General features: G+C 69.4%; 16 protein-coding genes, 1 other RNA gene and 2 pseudogenes. All 19 read left to right on the forward strand.

The features are described 5' to 3' along the window. The first annotated feature begins 14 nt into the window (after nucleotides 1-14). The 19 genes and pseudogenes from IPN03_01230 to IPN03_01320 all read left to right on the forward strand — a co-directional run bounded on the left by IPN03_01230 (nucleotide 15) and on the right by IPN03_01320 (nucleotide 20,067). Entirely contained in the window at nucleotides 15-1,133 is a 1,119-nt protein-coding gene (locus IPN03_01230) for an SDR family oxidoreductase (protein ID MBK9372380.1), read from the forward strand. After that, on the forward strand, nucleotides 1,130-2,779 hold the full coding sequence (locus IPN03_01235) for an aldehyde dehydrogenase (protein MBK9372381.1): 1,650 nt from the start codon (nucleotides 1,130-1,132) through the stop codon (nucleotides 2,777-2,779). The genes IPN03_01230 and IPN03_01235 overlap by 4 nt, the downstream gene beginning before the upstream one ends. A gap of 47 nt (nucleotides 2,780-2,826) precedes the next feature. Then, nucleotides 2,827-4,635, forward strand: a complete 1,809-nt coding sequence (gene uvrC / locus IPN03_01240; protein MBK9372382.1) for an excinuclease ABC subunit UvrC — start codon at nucleotides 2,827-2,829, stop codon at nucleotides 4,633-4,635. A 12-nt stretch (nucleotides 4,636-4,647) separates the two neighbouring features. Beyond that, a complete protein-coding gene (locus IPN03_01245) occupies nucleotides 4,648-6,150 on the forward strand; it encodes a DUF4388 domain-containing protein (protein ID MBK9372383.1) in 1,503 nt (500 codons plus the stop codon). 31 nt (nucleotides 6,151-6,181) lie between these two features. Further along, nucleotides 6,182-6,799 carry a DUF4126 domain-containing protein gene (locus IPN03_01250; protein ID MBK9372384.1) on the forward strand — a complete coding sequence of 206 codons (618 nt, stop codon included), beginning with the start codon at nucleotides 6,182-6,184 and terminating at the stop codon, nucleotides 6,797-6,799. A gap of 28 nt (nucleotides 6,800-6,827) precedes the next feature. Continuing rightward, nucleotides 6,828-7,230, forward strand: an RNA gene (rnpB, locus tag IPN03_01255) — RNase P RNA component class A. A gap of 159 nt (nucleotides 7,231-7,389) precedes the next feature. Then, on the forward strand, nucleotides 7,390-7,842 hold the full coding sequence (locus tag IPN03_01260) for an NYN domain-containing protein (GenBank protein MBK9372385.1): 453 nt from the start codon (nucleotides 7,390-7,392) through the stop codon (nucleotides 7,840-7,842). Further along, a complete protein-coding gene (locus IPN03_01265; GenBank protein ID MBK9372386.1) occupies nucleotides 7,839-8,774 on the forward strand; it encodes an LD-carboxypeptidase in 936 nt (311 codons plus the stop codon). The genes IPN03_01260 and IPN03_01265 overlap by 4 nt, the downstream gene beginning before the upstream one ends. After that, nucleotides 8,771-9,553: a cyclic nucleotide-binding domain-containing protein gene (locus IPN03_01270; GenBank protein ID MBK9372387.1), complete on the forward strand. Its 783-nt coding sequence runs from the start codon at nucleotides 8,771-8,773 to the stop codon at nucleotides 9,551-9,553. Before IPN03_01265 ends, IPN03_01270 begins: the two co-directional genes overlap by 4 nt. A gap of 3 nt (nucleotides 9,554-9,556) precedes the next feature. Beyond that, on the forward strand, nucleotides 9,557-11,662 hold the full coding sequence (gene recG, locus IPN03_01275; protein MBK9372388.1) for an ATP-dependent DNA helicase RecG: 2,106 nt from the start codon (nucleotides 9,557-9,559) through the stop codon (nucleotides 11,660-11,662). A gap of 26 nt (nucleotides 11,663-11,688) precedes the next feature. Next, nucleotides 11,689-12,063, forward strand: a complete 375-nt coding sequence (locus tag IPN03_01280) for an STAS domain-containing protein (protein MBK9372389.1) — start codon at nucleotides 11,689-11,691, stop codon at nucleotides 12,061-12,063. Between the two features lie 27 nt (nucleotides 12,064-12,090). After that, nucleotides 12,091-12,765 (forward strand): site-2 protease family protein, encoded by a 675-nt coding sequence (locus IPN03_01285; protein ID MBK9372390.1) that lies wholly within the window; start codon nucleotides 12,091-12,093, stop codon nucleotides 12,763-12,765. Then, a complete protein-coding gene (gene trpS, locus IPN03_01290; GenBank protein MBK9372391.1) occupies nucleotides 12,762-13,757 on the forward strand; it encodes a tryptophan--tRNA ligase in 996 nt (331 codons plus the stop codon). Before IPN03_01285 ends, trpS begins: the two co-directional genes overlap by 4 nt. 70 nt (nucleotides 13,758-13,827) lie before the next feature. Further along, entirely contained in the window at nucleotides 13,828-14,634 is an 807-nt protein-coding gene (locus IPN03_01295) for a segregation/condensation protein A (protein MBK9372392.1), read from the forward strand. 4 nt (nucleotides 14,635-14,638) lie between these two features. Beyond that, nucleotides 14,639-15,499: an SMC-Scp complex subunit ScpB gene (scpB, locus tag IPN03_01300; protein MBK9372393.1), complete on the forward strand. Its 861-nt coding sequence runs from the start codon at nucleotides 14,639-14,641 to the stop codon at nucleotides 15,497-15,499. Beyond that, nucleotides 15,489-16,385, forward strand: a complete 897-nt coding sequence (locus tag IPN03_01305; protein MBK9372394.1) for an rRNA pseudouridine synthase — start codon at nucleotides 15,489-15,491, stop codon at nucleotides 16,383-16,385. Before scpB ends, IPN03_01305 begins: the two co-directional genes overlap by 11 nt. 4 nt (nucleotides 16,386-16,389) lie before the next feature. Further along, nucleotides 16,390-17,530 (forward strand): annotated as a pseudogene (locus tag IPN03_01310) (histidinol-phosphate transaminase). Continuing rightward, complete coding sequence (locus IPN03_01315) at nucleotides 17,527-18,222, forward strand: (d)CMP kinase (GenBank protein MBK9372395.1); 696 nt, start codon at nucleotides 17,527-17,529, stop codon at nucleotides 18,220-18,222. Before IPN03_01310 ends, IPN03_01315 begins: the two are co-directional and overlap by 4 nt. A 70-nt stretch (nucleotides 18,223-18,292) precedes the next feature. Further along, nucleotides 18,293-20,067 (forward strand): annotated as a pseudogene (locus tag IPN03_01320) (30S ribosomal protein S1). The last annotated feature ends 108 nt before the right edge of the window (nucleotides 20,068-20,175 follow it).

Below are 20,175 nucleotides of genomic sequence, written 5' to 3' on the forward strand. Positions count from 1 at the left end.
AAGAGAGGCACGGTATGGCCACGAAGAAAGCGCGCCCGACTCCCGCCGCGTCCCACGTCGTTCTCTTCACGGGCTTCCCGGGCTTCATCGGCGCCCGTCTCATCCCGAGGCTCCTGGAGCTGAAGCCCGACACCGTCTTCCACTGCCTCGTGCAGGAGAAGTTCCTCGACCTGGCGCGGAGCTCGGTGGAGCAGCTCGCCGCGACGCATCCCAGGACGAAGGGGCGCATCGAGCTCGTGATGGGAGACATCACCGCTCCGGGACTCGGGATCGGCGAGACCGAGGCCCGCCTCCTGCACCGGAAGCTGACCGGCTGCTACCACCTCGCGGCGGTGTACGACCTCGCCGTGGCCCGGGACGTGGCGATGAGGATCAACGTCGAGGGAACGCGGAACGTCCTCGGCTTCCTGGAGGAGTGCCCGCACCTGCGGCGGTTCGACTACGTGTCGACGGCGTACGTGTCGGGAACCGCGGTCGGCACGTACCGCGAGACCGATCTCGACGTCGGGCAGTCGTTCAAGAACTACTACGAGGAGACGAAGTTCCTCGCGGAGGAGGCGGTCAAGGGGAGCGCCCTGCCGACGACGACCTACCGGCCGGCCATCGTCGTGGGCGACTCCCGGACGGGCGAGACGGCGAAATTCGACGGTCCCTACTTCGCGCTGAACGCGATGCGGCAGCTCCCGTCGCCCGGCGTCTTCGTGAAGGTCGGCCGGGGAACGGCCCCCGTGAATCTCGTCCCGGTCGACTACGTTCTCGAGGCGATGGCGCGCCTCTCGAGCTGGGAGGGCGCGATCGGGAAGACGTACCACCTGACGGACCCGAACCCTCTCTCCGCCTACGAGATCGAAGAGCTCTTCGCGAAGGCCATCGGCAAGCACTTCCTCTTCGTCCCGGTTCCGACGGTCCTCGCGAAGCTCCTCTTCTCGCCGAAGCCGATCCAGGACTACTTCGGCATGCCCGCCGCGACGGTCGAGTACTTCGACCACCCGGTCCGGTACGACAACGCCCAGGCGGCCGCGGACCTCGCGGCGTTCGGCGTGTCCTGCCCGCCTTTTGCCGACTACGTCCAGAACCTCGTCGCCTTCTACCGCAAGCACGTCGAGAAGATCACCCGCGGGGCGATGATTTGAAGGGAGCCCTCTCCCTCCCGACCGGGCCGATCATCGACGGCCAGGACGTCGCGACGGGGACGACGTTCTTCACCCGGAACCCGGCGACGGGGGAGAAGCTCGCCGAGATCCACCGTGCGGGGCCCGCCGAGATCGACGCCGCTGTCGCGGCCGCCCGGAAGGCGTACCTCCACTGGGGCGCCCGGACCCCGAAGGAGCGGCAGAAGCACCTCGCGAGCCTCCTCGAGGTCGTCCGCAGGTCCCACGACGGCCTGTCGCGGCTCATTGCCCTCGAACAGGGAAAGCCGGTCGCCGAGGCGCGAGCCCTCGATCTCGTACCGGCCGCGGACGCCCTCCGGTACCTCTCGAGGTTCACGGAGGAGCTGCTCGCTCCGAAGTCGGTCGACTACCAGCAGATCCTCTTCGCGCACAAGGCGGCCTCGTTTCGCTACGAGCCGCTCGGCGTCGTCGCGGTCATCACCCCCTGGAACTTCCCGTTCGCGATTCCCATGGTCGAGCTGGCCGCGTGCCTTGCGGCAGGGAATACCGTCGTCCTGAAACCCGCCTCCGCGACGGCGCAGACGGGCCTCGCGATCGGCGAGCTCTGCAGGCGGGCAGGCCTTCCGCCCGGTGTCGTCAACGTCGTGACGGCGACGGGCTCCGACGTCGACCGTCTCCTCGAGCACCCGGGAGTCGCGAAGATCCTCTTCACGGGCTCCGTCGAAACCGGATGCCACGTGATGCGGAAAGCGTCGAAAAACGTCACGCCGTTCGTTCTCGAGCTGGGCGGCAAGGACGCGGCGGTGGTCGCGGCGGACGCGGATCTCGATCGAACGGCGAGCGGCCTCGTCTGGGGCGCTTTCGCGAACGCGGGGCAGGCGTGCGGGTCGATCGAGCGCGTCTACGTGGTGAGGAGCGTCGCCGACGAGCTCGTCGCGAAGATCGTCGAGCGGACGAGACGGCTGCGCCAGGGAGACCCGCTCGCCGAGGCGACGGACCTCGGACCGATGACGACCGCCGAGCAGAGGGACTTCGTCGACGCCCAGGTGCGCGAGGCCGTCGCGCAGGGCGCGCGGGCGCTGACCGGTGGCGAGAAGCCCGTCGCGAAGGGGTACTGGTTCCCGCCCACCGTCCTCGTCGACGTGCACCACGGGATGCGCGTGATGACGGAAGAGACGTTCGGGCCGGTCCTCCCGATCGTCGTCGTCGACGACCTCGACGAGGCGATCGCGCTCGCGAACGACTCGGAGTTCGGCCTCACCGCCTCCGGGTGGACCCGCTCGACGAAGACGGCCCAGAAGCTCGTCGAGGAGCTCCGGACGGGGACCGTCACGATCAACGATCACCTCTACTCCTTCGGCGAGCCGACGGCGACCTGGGGCGGGCTCGGCAAGTCCGGGATCGGCCGGAGCCACGGCGTCCACGGACTGATGGAGCTCGTGAACGTCAAGCACGTCGGCGTCGACCTCCAGGACTCGCCCGCGGCCCCCTGGTGGTACCCGTACGACGGCGCCTTCCAGGAGTTCATGAAGAAGGCCTTCGGACTCCTCTACGCCCGAGACGCCCGGACGAAGATGACCGACGGCCTGGGTCTCCTCTCGAGCGGCCGGTTCTTCGGCTACGTGAAGGTGTCGAAGATCGCCGCGAAGCTCGGAAAGGTGTTCTGAGGCCGGGGCGACGGGCGCGCCGCCGGGCTCTCTCTAGAATCCCCTCCGTGGGGGCCCCTCCCGACCTCTCCTCGTACCCCGACCAGCCGGGGATCTACCTTTACCGCGACGCGAAAGGGAAGATCCTCTACGTCGGGAAGGCGCGCTCGATCCGCAAGCGCCTGGCCTCGTACTTCGTCGCAGGACCGAAGCACCCGAAGACGGAGGCGCTCCTCGCCGAGTTCGAGACGATCGACACCGTCGTCGCGAACACCGAGAGCGAGGCGCTCGCCCTCGAGAACGCGTTCATCAAGAAGCACAAGCCCCGGTACAACATCCTGCTGCGGGACGACAAGACCTACCCGTACATCAAGGTGACGACGGGGGAGGAGTGGCCCCGGGCGCACGTGACGCGGCGGGTCCTCAGGGACGGGCACAGCTACTTCGGACCGTTCCTCCCGGCACGAACGTGCCGCGGCGCGATGAAGATGGTGCAGCGGATGTTCCAGGTCCGTACGTGCCGGATCGAGATCGACGGGAACCTGCCCCGCCCGTGTCTCTACTTCGACATGCACGCGTGCCTCGGACCGTGCGTGGCGTCGCTGACGACGAAGGCGGCGTACGACGAGGCCGTCCGTGACGTGCTCCTCTTCCTGTCCGGCCGAAACGACGAGCTGGCCCTGCGCCTCCGGTCGAAGATGGAGACCGCCGCAGAGGCCGAGGGCTACGAGATGGCAGCGGCGTACAGGGACTGCCTGAGAACCGTCGAGGAGCTCGCTCAGAAGCAGCGGGTGCAGTCGCTCGCGGGGGAGGACGTCGACGTCTTCGGCGACTTCAGCGACGGCGGCAACCTCGCCGTCGCGGTGCTCCACGTGCGCGGCGGGACCGTTCTGGACACGCGCGAGCTCTTCTGGGAGGGAATCGGCGACGTCGACCCGGAGGAGTTCTGGGTCGCGTTGCTGTCGCAGTACTACGACGCGACGACCTTCCTTCCCAAAGAGGTCCACCTGCCCTCGGAGGTACCGGAGGAGGCGCTCGCTCCGGTCGAGACGTGGCTCTCGGAACGGCGCGGCGCCAGGGTCGAGATCCGGACGCCGAAGCGGGGCGCCGCGTTCGAACGGGTGAGGATCGCCCGGGACAACGCCCGGACGAGCCACGTCCGGCGCTTCCGGATCGTCCGCGAGGCGGGGGAGAAGGCGACGCTGGCGCTCGCGAAGGCGCTCGACCTCGACCACCGCCCCGCCCGGATCGAGTGCTTCGACATCTCCCACCTTCAGGGGAGCGACACCTACGCCTCCTGCGTCGTCTTCATCGACGGCAAGCCTCAGAAGGACGAATACCGGGCGTTCCGGATCGACCGCCCCGTGCCGGACGACTTCGCCTCGATCGCCGAGGCCGTCACGCGGCGCTACGAACGGCGGAGAGAGGAGGGCGAGCCCTTTCCCGATCTCCTCGTCATCGACGGGGGAAAAGGGCAGCTCTCGGCAGCCCTCGCGGCTCTGGACCGGATCGGGATCGAGATGCCGGCGATCGGCCTCGCAAAACGGGAGGAAGAGGTCTTCGTCCCGGGACGCTCCCTGCCCCTGGTTCTCCCGCGCCGGCACGCCGGGCTGAAGCTGCTCCAGCGCGCCCGCGACGAGGCGCACCGCTTCGGCCTCAGGCACCACCGCCGGGCGAGGACCCGCCGGACGCTCGCGAGCCCGCTCCTCGAGGTCCCGGGTCTCGGGCCGGCTTCCGTCCGGCGTCTCCTGGCCGTCTTCGGGAACGCGGAGGCCGTCCTCGCTGCGACGGCACAGGCCCTGGCTGCAGCCGGAGGAAAGGCCTCTGCCTCGCGAATAGAGAGATGGAGGGCGTCCCGGGAGGACAAGGGCCGGTAGAATCCACGGTCTATGGACACTTCCAAGTCGGGGGGCGGCTCGCTCTCGGGAGGGACGCTCGAGAAGACGGAATTCGCGGAGGTCCTCCGGTCGGCGTATCACGCGAGGAAGAACGCGCAGGTCCTCGTCTCGTCGAAGGGGGAGGAACGGAGCTTCTGGTTTCACCGGGGACGGCTCCTCTCCGCGTCGTCGAACCGGGAAGCCCAGCTCGTCGGGGAGCTGCTCCGGGCGTTCGGGCTCGCCGACGAATCCGTGCTGTTCTCGGCCTTCGAGAAGGCCCTCTCGGATCCGGGCCGTGGACTCGCGAACGCACTCAGGGATTCCGGGGCGGTCGCTCCCTACATTGCCGACGCCTGCGTCAGGGCGCTCGCGGAGAAGGTCCTCTACTCGACGTTCCAGTGGACGTCGGGGATGTACACGATCGTGCCGCTCGAAGGTCCACCCGACATCCCCACGGCCTTCGACCAGACGACGGCGACCCTCATCCTCGAAGGCCTTCGCCGGCTCCCTCCGGTGATCGGCGCTCTCCCGAAGATCGAGCCGAAGGCGCGGCCCCTCCTCGCACCCGATCTCCTGATGCGCTATCAGTACGCGGCCGTCACGCCGGAAGAGGCCGAGGCGCTCGACGCGGTCGACGGGACGAAGTCCGCGGCCGACGTCTGCCTCGACCTGAGGATCCTCGAGAGGCTCCGGGCGGCGGGCTTCGTTACCCTGGCCACGAAGGCCTCCCGGCCCGATGAGCCGCCGGCGCCAGGAGGGGTCTGCTTCCTGAACGTCGAGATCGCCGGTACGCCTCCGAGCCCCCGCATGTCCGAAGCGCTCGAGATGCATGCGCGGCTCGTCTGGAACACGTACCGGCGTCTCGACTGGATCAACGCGTACGAGGTTCTCGGCGTTCCGGAGAACGCACAGGACGCCGATCTCCGGCAGGCCGTCCACGAACGGGCCAAGCTCTTCCACCCCGACAACGCCGTACGGGCCACTCTCGGCGACGCATCGGAAGCCCTCGAAGCGCTCTTCACGAAGGTCAGGGAAGCCGACCGGGCGTTCGCCACCACGGCGGCCCGGGAGGAGTACGACCGCTCGCTGAACCGCGGGACGATGTCGGCTCCTGTCTCGTTCGGCCAGACCAACCCGGAGGTTCAGCGACAGGTGGCCAAGGCGAACTACCAGCGAGCCCGGACTCTGGTCGAGATGGAGGATTACTACCCCGCTTACGAAATGCTCCGGCAGGCGGTGGAGTTCGACCCCGACAGGCCCGAGTACTGGACGTTTCTCGCGAAGGTGCAGGGGCGGAATCCGAAGTGGGTGCGGCAGGCGACCGAGACCCTCCGCCGCGCCGCCGCCCGTCTTCCCGAAAGCGTAGAGGTCTGGCTGGCTCTCGCAGACGCCTGCGCGAACGAGCGAAACGAAGTGGAGCGGGTCAAGGCGCTTCGGGAGGTCCTGAAGCTCGATCCGACGAACCGGAAGGCGGCGAAGGCGCTCGCGGAGATCGCGGCGACGAAGCCTCGCTGACGAGGGCGCAGGGGACTATCCTCGAAGGACGATGGAGTCTGTCGCTCACTTTGGCACGGGACTTGGTCTCGCGGCCGGAGCGGGCCTGAACGCGTACGCCGTCCTGCTCGTCTACGGTGGCATCGCCCGGCTCTTCCCCGAGGACTTTCCGGGCGCCATTGCGCGATTCCTCGCCGAGCCGACGACGCTCGGGGTCCTCCTCGGGCTCTACCTGCTCGAATTCTTCGCGGACAAGATTCCGGGGCTGGACCACGTGTGGGACGTCATCCACACCGTCGTCCGGCCCGTGGCCGGGGCGCTCCTGGCCGTCGCTGCGGTGGCCCCCACCTCCGAGACGCCGATGGCGATCCTGGCCGGTGGGGGAGGCGGGGTCACGGCCTTGGCCTCGCACCTCGTCAAGGGCACCGTCCGGCTCACGTCGACGGCGCTGACGGCGGGCGTCGCGAACTTCGCGCTGTCGCTCGCCGAGGACGTCCTCGCGGTCCTCCAGGCGATCGTCTCGATCTTCCTGCCCCTCGTCGCGCTCGTGCTGGCGGTCGCCGTGGCCGGCCTCTTCCTCCTCTGCGTCCCGAAGCTCGCGAGGGGCGTCGACCTCTTCGCCAATCGGCGTCGGCGAAAGGTCTCGGAGCCTCAAGACGCCGGCTCGTGACGCGGGGCGGGGTATCCTCCAGGCGACTCGGGCCGGACGGGTGATCGTCGCTCGGACGGTTCAACCGTAGCGAGGGGAGGAAAGTCCGGACTCCAGCGAGCAGCGTGCCGGGGAAATCCCGGTCGGGGCAACCCGAAGGAAAGTGGCACAGAGAACAGACCGCCTCGGTTCCCGCGAGGGGCCGCGGTAAGGGTGAAAAGGTGCGGTAAGAGCGCACCGCGAACCCCGGCAACGGGGTCGGCAGGCCAAACCCCACGCGGAGCAAGGCCGAATAGGGGAACGGAAGGGGCGCTCGCCCCCGCGCCGCGAGGCGACGTTTCCGGGTAGGCTGCTCGAGCCCCGCCGAGAGGCGCGGGCCGAGAGGAATGATCGCCGGCCGGAAGGCGCGAGCCGACCGGTCACAGAATCCGGCTTACAGTCCGGCCCGAGTAGGGGGGGGGGGGGCATTTATTCAGGGGAAAAGGGGGGGGGGGGGGGGGGGGGGGGGGGGGGGCCCCCGGGGGGTCCGGCCCGAGTCATTTTTTCGAGGACAAATGGGGGGGTGCCGGGGGGGGCGTGCGGGCAGGTCTGCCTTGCCTCAAAATGCAGGCGTGGCCGAGCTCATCGACGGGAACAACCTCCTCGGCCAGAGGGGCATCACGCGGGAGACCCTGCTGCGGGAGCTGGCGGATCTGGCACGGGCCAAGAGAAGGAAGCTCACGGTCGTCTTCGATGGTCCTCCGGACCACGGCCGACCGAAGGTGCAGCTGCTCGGGGACGTCACGGTCGTCCACGCGGCGCCCCGAAGCGCCGACGAGGAGATCGTCCGCAGGGTGCGCGAAGCGCGCGACCCGCGGGGCGTGACCGTCGTGACCGACGATCGCGTCCTGTGCGAGTCCGTCGATGCCGCGGGGGGACGCACGCTGGCGGTGGCCGTGTTCCGGCAGGCCGGGTCACAGAGACTGACGAAGAAGGCCGCCGAAGGCGAGGACAAGAGGGATCCGGGGGGGAACGCCTCCGACTGGGCCCGCTGGTTCAGCGACCCGAGGAACCGGATCGGGTGAGCGGTCCGCTCCGGCGTCCCCGGCGGCTCGCACCGGGTGCGCTCGTCGGGGTCGCAGCGCTCTCCGGGCCGGTCCGCGAGGAAGACCTCGCGGCAGGCGTTGCCACGCTCGAGTCGTTCGGGTACCGGGTGCGACTCGCCTCGAACGTCCTCTCGCGAGAGCCGCTCCTCGGTCTCGCGGGAGACGACGACGCCCGCCTCGCCGGATATCTGGCTCTCGTCTCGGATCCCGAGGTCGACGCGGTTCTCTTCGCGCGGGGAGGGTACGGTGTGACGCGCCTCCTCGGCCGCCTTCCGGAGGCGCTGCTGCGCGAAACCGCGAAGCTCCACTGCGGCTTCTCGGACCTCACGGCACTGTCGGCCTTCCTCAGGGAGCGGTGCGGGCTCCTCTCGATCCACGGGCCGATGGTGGCCGCCGACCTTGCGACGGCCCTCGACCCGCTCACGGCGGACTGGTTCCCGGCCCTCCTCGAAGCGCGGGCGCCACAGCGCCTCGAGGTCCCGTCCGCCGACGTTCTCGTCCCGGGCAGAGCGGAGGGGCCGCTCGTCGGGGGATGCCTGTCCCTGCTCGCCGCCCTCGCCGGGACGCCGTGGGAATACGATTTCCGCGGGGCGCTTCTCTTCATCGAGGAGGTGGGAGAGGAGGCCTACCGGGTCGACCGGATGCTCGGCACCCTCCTTTCATCCGGGCGCCTGGACGGATTGGCCGGTATCATGGCGGGCTCGATGACACGTGTGACGTTCGGAGGCGTGGAGGATCCGGAGCGGCTCCGGAGGCTCCTCCTCGACCGGTTCGCCCCGCTCGGGGTACCGGTCGCCATCGGCCTCCCCTTCGGTCACGCGGGCCCGAACGTCCCGCTGCCCGTCGGTGCCCGGGCCGCGTGGGACGGCGGGACCCGAACGCTCGTCCTCGAGGAGGAGTTCCTCTCGTGAAAGTCGTGCTGAAGTCGGGCGGCGGCGCCGCGAGTTTCGAGGACTACATCGTGAAGCTCCCTCCGGGCGAGAAGGTCTTCTCCGAGGGAGACGTCGGAACGGAGATGTACGTCATCCAGTCGGGATCGATCGAGATCGCCAAGCGGGTGAAGGACGAGATGAAAACGCTCTCCGTCCTCGAGAAGGGGGACTTCTTCGGCGAGATGTCGATCCTGGAGGACGTTCCCCGGACGGCGGACGCGATCGCCCGTACCGACGTGGAGCTCGTGAGGATCAACCAGTCGACGTTCGACGAGATGCTCCGGCACAACGGCGAGATCGCGGTCCGGATGCTTCGCAAGCTCTCGCGCCGGCTGCGGGAGACGACGGCGCTCCTCGAGCAGACGACGGGCGTCGCTCCGGCGCTCGACGAGTCGTCGGACTTCTTCGAGCGCGTCGGCACGCGCGACGAGATCTACCGGCTCGTGGCCGACGGGAACGTCGAGGAGTTCTACCTGAACCGCGAAGGGGAGACGCTGGTCGGCCGCATCGACCCGGTGACCGGGATCCGTCCCGACGTCGACCTGACGAACCTCGACGGTCCGCGTTCCGTCTCCCGGCGGCACGCGAAGATCATCCGTCCGGAGGGGGAGTTCCAGGTCATCGAGGAGATCGGGACGATGAACGGGACGTTCGTGAACGGGAAGCGCATCGCCACGGGCTCCCCGACGTCGCTCCACGACGGCGACCGGCTCCGGTTCGGCCTCGTCGACCTGACCTTCCGCGTCACGCGGGGCTGAGGAGTGCCGCGCGTCGGGCGCGGCCGGGAACCGCTCTCCCTGGATTCGCCCCTCGCCGGGACGGTCGGCATCGGGCCGGCGAGGGCTCGCGCCCTCGCGGACGCGGGCCTGGCGAACGTGCTCGACCTTCTCCTCGAGCTCCCGCTGCGCCACGAGGACCGGGCGCGCTTCGCGAGCGTCGCGGACCTCGTGCCGGGGGGTCCTCCACTCACGCTGTCCGGAACGGTGGTCGACGCCCGGCTCGTCCGGACCCGGCGCCGCGGATTCTCGATCACCGAAGCCACGCTCGAGGACGGGAGCGGCTCGGTCGGGCTCGTCTTCTACAACCAGCCCTGGCTGGCGCGGTGGCTGACCCAGGGCCTCAGGGTCTTCGTTCACGGCCGGGCGGTGATGAAGCGGCGCGTCGTCCTCGAGGCGCCTTACGTCGAGCCGGAACCGCAGGACGAGGCCGACGCCGCGCTTTCGGTCGGGCGCGTCGTCCCGGTCTACAGGTCCCTTCCGGGCCTTCCGCCGCGCGTGCGTCGGCGGCTGGTCGCCCGGGCCCTGGAAGAAGCGGCTCCCGGGATTCCGGAGAGGCTTCCGGCCGAGGTCGTCCGGCTGCTGGGCCTCCCTCCCGTGGTCGCGTCGCTGAGAGAGGCCCACTTCCCTGGGAGCGCGGGCGGTTCGCCGGACCCGCGGCCCTGGATCGACCGGACCTCGCCGCACCTGAAGAGGCTCGCGCTCGAGGAGCTTCTCGAGTTCCAGGTGGCCCTCGCCCGGCGGCGGCGGGAGCGCGCACGGCGCCCCGCGCCGAGAATCGAGCCGGACGCCGCCATGAGGCGCCGGCTCGCGGCGATCCTGCCGTTCCCGCTGACGGACGCGCAGAAGCAGGTGATCCGGGAGATCGGCGCCGACCTCAGGTCCGGACACCCGATGGCCCGCCTCCTCCAGGGGGACGTCGGGAGCGGAAAGACGATCGTCGCGGTCCTGACGGCGGTCCTGGCCGCGGGGCGGGGCTTCCAGACCGCGCTGATGGCCCCGACGACGATTCTCGCCGAGCAGCACGCGGAGACGGTCTTCCGCCTCCTCGCCGGCTCGGGCGTGACGCCGGCCCTCCTGACGGCGAGGGTCACGGGCCGGCCGAGAGCCGCCCTGCTGGCGGCCCTGGCGGAGGGGGAGATCGCACTCCTCGTCGGGACGCACGCTCTCATCGAGAAGCCGGTCGCGTTTCAGAGGCTCGGGCTGGTGGTCGTGGACGAACAGCACCGGTTCGGGGTCGCACAGCGGGCCGCGCTCCCGGCACGCGTCGCGCCGAACGGCCTTCACCCCCATGTCCTCGTCCTCTCGGCGACGCCGATCCCGCGCTCCCTCGCGCTCGCGCTCCACGGCGACCTCGACGTCTCCACCCTCACCCAGAAGCCGCCCGGGAGGACTCCCATCCTCACGAAAGTCTTCGGAGAGGAGGGACGCGAGGAGGCGTACCGGGCGCTCGCGGGCGAGCTGGAGTCGGGAGGACGGGGCTACGTCGTCGTGCCCCTCGTCGAGGACTCGGAGACGATCGATGCCCGGGCCGTCGCCTCCTGGACCGACGAGGTGGCCCGGCGCCTCCCGGGCCGCCGCGTGGGAGCGGTTCACGGAAAGATGCGCGCGGAGGCTCGCGAGAAGGCGATGCGTCAATTCGCCGCGGGTGAACTGGACGTCCTCGTCGCGACGACGGTCGTCGAAGTCGGGATCGACGTGCCGGAGGCCTCGTTTCTCCTCGTCGAGAACGCCGACCGGTTCGGCCTCGCCCAGCTCCACCAGCTTCGAGGCAGGATCGGCAGGGGAGCCCGGCCCTCGACGTGCATCCTGCTCCAGGGAGAGGGGGCCTCCACCGCGGCGCTCTCGCGCCTCTCCATCCTCGTCCGGACCGACGACGGATTCGCCGTGGCGGAGGAGGATCTCCGCCTGCGGGGCCCCGGAGAAGCCCTCGGCACCAGGCAGAGCGGTCTCCCGGAGTTCCGCGTCGCCGACCCGTTCTCCGATCTGGACCTCCTCGCGAAAGCGCGGGAGCTGGCTCTGCGGCTCGAGGACGAGGGAACGACAGGGCCCTTCGAGAAGGCGCTCTTTCTCCGGTCCGCCCGCCGCTGACCGCGTCCCTGTGGCATCCTCGGCGCGTGGAGGTTTCCCTCGAGACCGACGGGGCGATCGCGGCGCTCAGGGTGCGCGGAGACGTGACGCTGACGGAAGCGTCGACGATCACCGAGTACCTGCGCGTGGCGCGCGAGAACGGCGCGCTCCGCTGCGTCGTCGACCTCTCGGCCTGCACGTCCCTCCCAACGACGATCGTCGCCGTCCTGATGCGGGAACAAGGTCGCTTCGCGACCGCCGGGGGGACGCTCACGTTGTCCGGTGTCGGCGACCAGAACCCGTTCCTCGCGCAGAGCGTGGCGTCCGGCCGGTTCGGCCACTACCGTTCGGCGGAAGAGGGTATCGCCGCAGAGCGCCGTGCGATCGAAGCGTCGATTGACGCCCCCGGGGGCGGCACGTAGCATCGGGCGTTTTCGGAAATCCCTGCCGTGCCCGACGCACCCATCTCCCCCGACAAGGTCCTCGAGATCGTCATCCAGGTGGCCGTCCTCCTGTTCGCGGTCTCCGTGCACGAATCCGCCCACGGCTGGGTGGCGCTGCGCTGCGGGGACACGACGGCCCGGGACCTCGGGCGGATCACGCTCAACCCGGTGAAGCACCTCGACCCGTTCGGAAGTCTCCTGGTGCCGGCGCTGCTCGCCTTCTCGGGCGCCCCGATCTTCGGGTGGGCCAAGCCGGTTCCCGTCTCCCTCCGGGGTGTACCGAACCCGCGCCGGGCGAACCTCCTCGTGTCGGCCGCGGGCCCCGTCTCGAACTTCGCCGTCGCCATCCTCGGCGGAGTCGCCTTCTTCGTCCTGCGGGCGATCGCGCCGGCCGGTCCCGGGCTACGCGACTCCTTCTTCTACCCGCTTCTCCTCGTGGCGCTCTACACCGTCGCGGTGAACGTCTCCCTCGGCCTCTTCAACCTGCTCCCGATCCCCCCGCTCGACGGCTTCGGCGTCGTGGAGAGCTTCGCTCCCGCCCGGTGGATCCGCGGGGTGATGTTCGTGCGGCGTTACGGTTTCATCCTCCTCGTCGTGGCGATCTTCACCGGAGGCCTTTCGGCCGTCCTGGGGCCGCCGCAGAGGTTCCTGTTCCAGCTCCTTCTCGGAGGTCCCTCGTGAGCGAACCGGCGAAGAAGATCGTCCTCTCGGGCCTGCGCCCGACGGGCCGGGTCCACCTCGGCAACTACTGGGGCGCGGTGAAGAACTGGGTCGACCTTCAGGACCAGTACGACTGCCGGTACTTCGTGGCCGACCTGCACGCCCTGACGACCGACTACGCCGACACGTCGGCGATCCGCGAGTCGACGATCGAGGCCGTGACGGACTGGCTCTCGGTGGGCCTCGACCCGGAGAAGGCCGTGGTCTTCGTGCAGTCGCAGGTGCCGCAGACGGCGGAGCTGGCGCTCATCTTCGGGATGATCACGCCGCTCGGCTGGCTGGAGCGGGTGCCCACCTACAAGGAGCAGCTCCAGGAGCTGCGGGAGAAGGAGCTCGGGACTTTCGGGTTCCTCGGCTACCCGGTCCTCATGACGGCGGACATCGCCCTCTACCGCGGCCACTACGTCCCGGTCGGGAAGGACCAGGAGAGCCACCTCGAGATCTGCCGCGAGATCGTCCGCCGCTTCAACGGGATGTACGGAGAGGTATTCCCCGAGCCTCAGGCGCTCTTCACGGCGACCCCGAAGGTCCCGGGCCTGGACGGTCGGAAGATGTCGAAGAGCTACGGGAACACGATCGCCCTCTCCGATTCGGCCGAAGACGTGAAGACGAAGGTCATGTCGATGGTCACCGACCCGAAGCGTGCACGCCGCACGGATGCCGGGGACCCCGCCACCTGCAATCTCTTCCCGTTCCACCTCCTCTATTCGCCGAAGGAGGAGATCGCCCAGGTGGACGAAGAGTGCCGCGCCGCGACCCGTGGCTGCGTCGACTGCAAGAAGCACCTCATCCGGAACATGAACACGGCGCTCGAGCCCGTTCGCGCGAAGCGGGAAGAGATCACCGCGAAGCCGGGATTCGTCCGTGAGGTCCTCCAGGAGGGCGGCGCGAGGGCGCGGGCCCTCGCCTCCTCCACGATGCAGGACGTCGCCGACGCCATGAAGCTCCTCTGATGACGTCCCTTCGCTCGGCGCACGCGCACCATCGGAAGCCGCGCGCCGCGGCGTGCTGCTGAGGGGCGGCGTGGCCGAAGGCATCCGAATCCCGATCCCGCCCGGCGCGGACCTCGTCCAGCCCTACCCGGTGCACGTGCCGCAGTTCGACGGTCCGCTCGACCTGCTGCTCCACCTGATCCGCAAGCAGGAGATAGACCTCCGCGACATCCCCGTCGCCGAGATATGCCGCCAGTACCACGCCTACCTCGTCCTCATGGTGGAGCTCGACCTCGAGGTGGCGGGCGAGTTCCTCTACGTCGAGGCGCTCCTCGTCCAGATCAAGAGCCAGCTCGTCCTTCCGCGGACCCCGGCCGCGGACGGAACCGAGGCGCCCGACCCGCGGGATGAGCTCGTCGCCCGGCTCCTGCAGTACCGGAGGTTCAAGGGGGTCGCCGAGACGCTGCACGTCTACGAGGTGGAGCGGATCGGCATGTACCCGCGCCCGTCCTTCCGGCCCGAGACGGAGCCGGAAGAGGAGGAGACCGACCTTTCCGAGGTCTCGCTCTTCGACCTCCTGACTCTCTTCAAGGGCGCCGTGGACCGTTACCGGTCACTCAACCCTCCGGAGATGTCCATCGCGCACCAGCAGTTCTCCATCCGGGAGAAGATGCAGGACATGGCGGGGCGCATCCGTGAGTCGGGGCGCGTGGCGCTGTCGGAGGTCTTCGGGACCCTCTCGGGACGGGCCGAGGCGATCGCGGTCTTCCTGGCCGTCCTCGAGCTCCTCCGGCTCCTTCTGGTGCGCGCCCTCCAGACCGAGGAATTCGGGGAGATCTACCTCGAGCCGACGGGAGAGAATCTGACTCTCGAAGGCTACGAAGAGGAATACCGCTGAAACGATGACCGAAGACAGAGACGACACCCGTACGGAGGCCGCGGCGGAAGGGATCGAAGAGACGGTGCTGGAAACGGTCCCGGAAGAAACAGCGCAACCCCCGGAAGATCCTCTCGCGGAGGCCCTTCCGCTCGTGGAGGCGCTCCTTTTCGCCGCCTCCAAGCCGGTCTCCCTCGACAAGCTGGCCGAGGCGGCGGAGCTTCCGGAGGAGGTCGTTTCGGCGGCGGTCGCCGCCCTGGAGGACGCCTGCGCCGCTGCGGGCCGCGGCGTGCGTCTCGACCGGGTCGCCGGAGGCGTGAGGCTCGTGACACGTCCCGAGTACGATTACCCCGTCCGCCGGCTTCTGGGCCTCGATGGAAGGACGAAGCTCTCGATGGCCGCGCTGGAGACTCTCGCGATCGTCGCCTACCGTCAGCCCGTCACCGGCCCCGAGATCGCCGAGCTCCGGAGCGTCAACTCGTCGTCGTCCATCCGGACGCTCCTGGACCGGAAGCTGATCACGACGGCCGGGCGGAAGGAGGTCGTCGGGACCCCCTTCCTCTACAAGACCACGAAGGAGTTCATGGTTCACTTCGGCCTGCAGGGCCTCGGCGACCTGCCGAAACCCGAAGAGCTCGAGGCGATCTACGGCCTCGATGCGCCGAAGACGGATCCGGCTCAGACGGAGCTCTTCCGCGTGGACGAGGCGACGGGCGAGGTCGAAGACGCGGGCGACCTCGAATCTCCGGAGGCCGACATCGCCGGAGGATCCGATGCGCCACCCCGGACGGCCGCCCCGGACGACGGTGAAGAGACGATAGAGAACACCAACGAGAACGACGCCGCGACCTCCGCGGCTCCGGAGGAGGAACGCCATGACGGCTGAACGCCTGCAGAAGATCCTCGCCGCCGCGGGCGTCGCCTCGCGCCGGGCGGCCGAGGAGATGATCCTCGAAGGCCGCGTGACGGTGAACGGTCAGGTCGTCACCGAGCTCGGTACCAAGGCCGACCCCGCGGTCGACCACGTCAAGGTCGACGGCAAACGGCTCCGCGCAGCGGCGGCGCTCCGTTACATCCTCATGAACAAGCCCCGGGGCGTCGTCGTGACGCGCGACGACCCGCAGCGCAGGCCCACCGTCTACGTGCTCCTGGGAACCCGCGTCTCCGAGCCCGTCGTCCCCGTCGGGCGCCTCGACTTCGACTCCGAAGGCCTCATTCTCCTGACGAACGACGGGCCGCTCGCGTACAGGATCGCGCACCCTTCCGGCGGCTGCCGGAAGGAGTACGAGGTCAAGGTGTCCGGCGTCCCGACCCCCGCGAAAATCGCGAAGCTCGCCCGCGGCATCCTCATCGACGGGGTGAGAACCCATCCGGCGACCGTGGAGCTGATCGACACGACCCCGGAGAAGAACGGCGTCGGCGGGAACGCCTGGCTCCGGGTCATCCTGGGCGAAGGGCGTTCGCGGCAGGTTCGCAAGATGATGGAGGCCGTCGGGCACAAGGTCTCCAAGCTGCGGCGTGTCGCCATCGGCCCCCTTCGCGACAAGAGCCTGCGACCGGGCGGTTTCCGCGACCTCGTTCCTGCCGAAGTGGAGGCGCTGCGCGCGCTCGAGCCCGCGCCGAAACGGACTGCGAAGCCGGCGATGAGGCTCACTCACGTGAAGGCGAAGGCGAGTCCGGCCGGAAGGACGAGGCCGGAACCGGCTCCGAGGACCGGGACGACGCCCGGAAAGGCCACGCCGACCCATCGGCGCCGCGAGACGAAGAGGTGAAGAGTTGAAGCCCTCCCCGCGCCCGTCGGTACAGAAGCTCGCCCCGTACGTCCCGGGACGTCCGATCGAGGACGTGGAGCGTGAGTTCGGGATCGCCGGCGCCGTGAAGCTCGCCTCCAACGAGAACCCGCTGGGACCCTCGCCGAAGGCGGTGGCCGCGGCCCTCGCGGTCACGCCCTCCGTGCACCTCTACCCGGACGGATCTGCCACGTTCCTCCGCCGCGCGCTCTCGGAGCGCCACAGGCATTCCCGCGGAGCAGATCGTCATCGGAAGCGGGTCCTGCGAGCTCATCGACATCTGCACCCGCACCTTCGTCGACCCGGGAGAAGAGGTCGTGGTGCCTGCCGGGATCTTCCGGATGTTCCCGGTCGCGGCCGGGCGCGCCGGAGCGACGTTCGTCGAGGTCCCGACGCAGCCCGGGTACGTTCCCGACGTCGACGCCCTCCTGCGGCGCATCGGCCCCGCCACGAAGCTCGTCGCCCTCGCCAACCCCAACAATCCGACCGGCGCGTACGTGGCCAGGCGCGACCTCGATCGCCTCTTCGCCGGGCTGCCCGGGCACGTCGTCGCCGTGGTCGACGAGGCCTACTTCGAGTTCGCTCGCGAGAGGGCCGACTATCCGGACGCGCTCGACGACGTGCGCGCCGGACACAACGTCGTCGTCCTGCGCACCTTCTCGAAGATCTACGGCCTCGCCGGCCTGCGGATCGGCTACGCCTTCGCAGCCCCGGAGATCGCGGCCGCGATGAACAAGGTCCGGGAACCTTTCAACACGACGACCGTCGCGCAGGCCGCGGCGATCGCCGCTCTCTCCGACGACGAGCATCGCGAGAAGACGATCACGCTCGTTCGCGAGGAGCGGGCGTTCCTGGCGAGGGAGCTCGGAAAGCGGGGGGCCGCCGTGAGCCCATCCCTCGGAAACTTCCTCCTCGTGGAGCTGCCGATCCCGTTCGGGCCGCTGGAGCCCGAGTTCGCCCGGAGGGGAGTCATCCTGCGACCGATGGGCGGATGGGGCTTTCCCCTCGCGTTCCGCCTCTCGGTCGGGCTGCACCACGAGAACCTCCGCTTCCTGTCCGCATTCGACGAGCTGCTCGGAGCCGGCCGGCTCGGCCTCGACGCCGGGGCAGCCACCGCGGCGGGATGATCGTCGTCGCGATCGACGGCCCGTCGGGGGTGGGCAAGTCCACCGTCGGCAGGGCCCTCGCCGCAAGCCTCGGCGTTCCCTATCTCGATACCGGAGCGATGTACCGGGCCATCGGGCTCCTCGCGAGGCGGAACGGGGTCCCGCTGCCCATCGCCGATCCGGATCGGGTGGGGGAGCTCTCGGAGCGCGCCGAGGTCCGGGTGACGGGGACCGGCGGGAACGTCCGGACGCTCCTCGATGGCGAGGACGTGTCCGAGGAGATTCGCGAGCCCGAGGTCTCCCTGTACGCCTCGGCGGTCGCAGCCATCCCGCGCGTCCGTCGGCGGCTCGCGGCCCGCCAGCGGGAGCTGGCCCTGTCCGGGGGAGGGGTCCTCGAGGGGCGCGACATCGGGACGAAGGTCGTTCCCGAGGCGACCGCGAAGTTCTTCCTGACGGCGCGGCCGGAGATCCGGGCCCGCCGGAGGTTCGAGGAGCTCGTCCGGAAGGGAAGACCCCAGGACCTCGCGTCCGTGCGGACGGAGATGGAGGCCCGGGACGAGGCGGATTCGACCCGCGCCGACTCGCCCCTGGCCTGCGACGAGACGTACGTCGTCGTCGACACGTCCGACCTGGAAGCGGAAGAGGTCGCGGAGCGGCTGCGGGAGTGGATTGCCGCCCGTCAGGCTGTTGACCTCCCGAGGCCGGGCGTCTAACATTCCCGGTTCGGGCCGCTAACTCAAGTACGTTGAGTCTTCTCCGCGAGCCCCTTAGAAGGTGGAATTCATGCCGTCGGAGGACCAGAAGATCACGCCCATTCGGAAGGCGGACGAGGCTGCCGAAGCGAACGGGGAGTTCGCGAGGCTGCTCGCGGAGAGCGAGCGCTCCCTCGCTGAGGGAGAGCTGATCCGCGGGCGTGTCATCCAGGTCACGAACGACGAGATCCTCGTCGACATCGGCTACAAGTCGGAAGGGATGATCCCGCGTTCGGAGTTCGCTCATGCTCCGGACCGGCTTCCGGTGGCCGGCCAGGAGATCGACGCCATCGTCGATCGTCGCGAGGATTCCTCGGGGTACGTCATCCTCTCCCACGAGAAGGCCCGGCGCATTCGCGCCTGGGACGCCATCGAGGTCGCGTTCAAGGAGAACCAGCCCGCCAAGGGCAAGGTCCTCGAGCGCGTCAAGGGCGGCCTTTCCGTCGACATCGGGGTCCGGGCGTTCCTCCCCGGGTCGCTGGCCGACATCCGGCCGCTGAAGAACCTCGACGTCCTCCGGGGCCGCGAGCTCGAGTTCCGGATCGTCAGCTTCGACAAGAAGCGCGGCAACATCGTCCTCTCGCGCAAGGCGCTGATGGAAGAGGTCGCCGAGGCCAAGAAGAACGATGCCGCGCAGGCGCTCGCCGACGGCCGCACGCTCCAGGGCACCGTGAAGAACCTCACCGAGTACGGCGCCTTCGTCGACCTCGGCGGGATCGACGGCCTCCTCCACGTGACCGACATCTCCTGGGGCCGCCTCGGCCATCCGTCCGAAGCGCTGCACGTCGGCCAGGACGTCGAGGTCAAGGTCCTCAAGTTCGACTCCGACTCGGGCCGCATCTCGCTGGGCATGAAGCAGCTCAAGCCGGACCCGTGGCAGGATCTGCCCGCGCACTACCCGGTCGGTGCCAGGGTCCGCGGCAAGGTCGTCTCTCTCACCGACTACGGCGCCTTCGTCGAGCTCGAGGAGGGCGTCGAGGGCCTGATCCACGTCAGCGAGATGTCGTGGACGAAGAAGGTCAAGAACCCGGCGAAGCTGCTCTCCGTGGGCGACACGGTCGAGGCGGTGATCGCCGACGTGAACCCCGAGACGCGCCGCCTCTCGCTGTCTCTCCGCGCGACCGAGCCGAACCCGTGGGAGATGCTCGCCGAGAAGTTCCACATCGGCGACCGGATCCAGGGCGTCGTCCGCAACCTCACCGATTTCGGCGCTTTCGTCGAGATCGAGGAAGGGATCGACGGCCTGGTCCACATCTCCGACATGTCCTGGGGCCGTCGCGTCAAGCACCCGTCCGAGGTCGTCAAGAAGGGCGATCAGATCCAGGCCGTCCTCACGGCCATCGACGTCGAGAACCGGCGGATCAGCCTTTCGATCAAGGAATTCCGCCCGAACGAGTGGGAAGAGTTTTCCCGGGAGCACAAGCCCGGCGACGTCGTCGACGGCCAGGTCGCCAAGGTGGCGGACTTCGGAGTCTTCGTACGCCTGCCCCTCGGTCTCGAGGGCTTGATGCACGTCTCGGAAACCGACGTCCTGCGCGGCCAGAAGCTCTCGGACGAGTTCAGCGAGGGAGATCCCATCCGCGTGAGGATCCTTCGGATCGAGGTCGACGAGCAGCGGATCGGCCTCTCGATGCGCGACGTTCCACAGCCTGACCCGTCAGAGGCTCGACCGGAGCCCGTCGCCGAGGTGACGGACGCTGGCGAACAGGAAGGCGGCGCCGAGCCGGACGTCGCAGCGGCACCCGAGGCCGTGACCGACGACGACGCGTCGACGCAGCCTGCGGACGAGCCTTCGCCGGCCGTTGAAGCCGAGGCCCGGGTCGAGGATGTGGCGGAGCCGATGACGGAGCCCGAGGCCGAGAATTCTGTCGAGGCCGTGAAGTCGGGCGACTGACGTTCGCGACGCCTGCGAGG

The organism is Holophagales bacterium (assembly GCA_016719485.1).
Classification (GTDB): Bacteria; Acidobacteriota; Thermoanaerobaculia; order UBA5066; family UBA5066; genus UBA5066.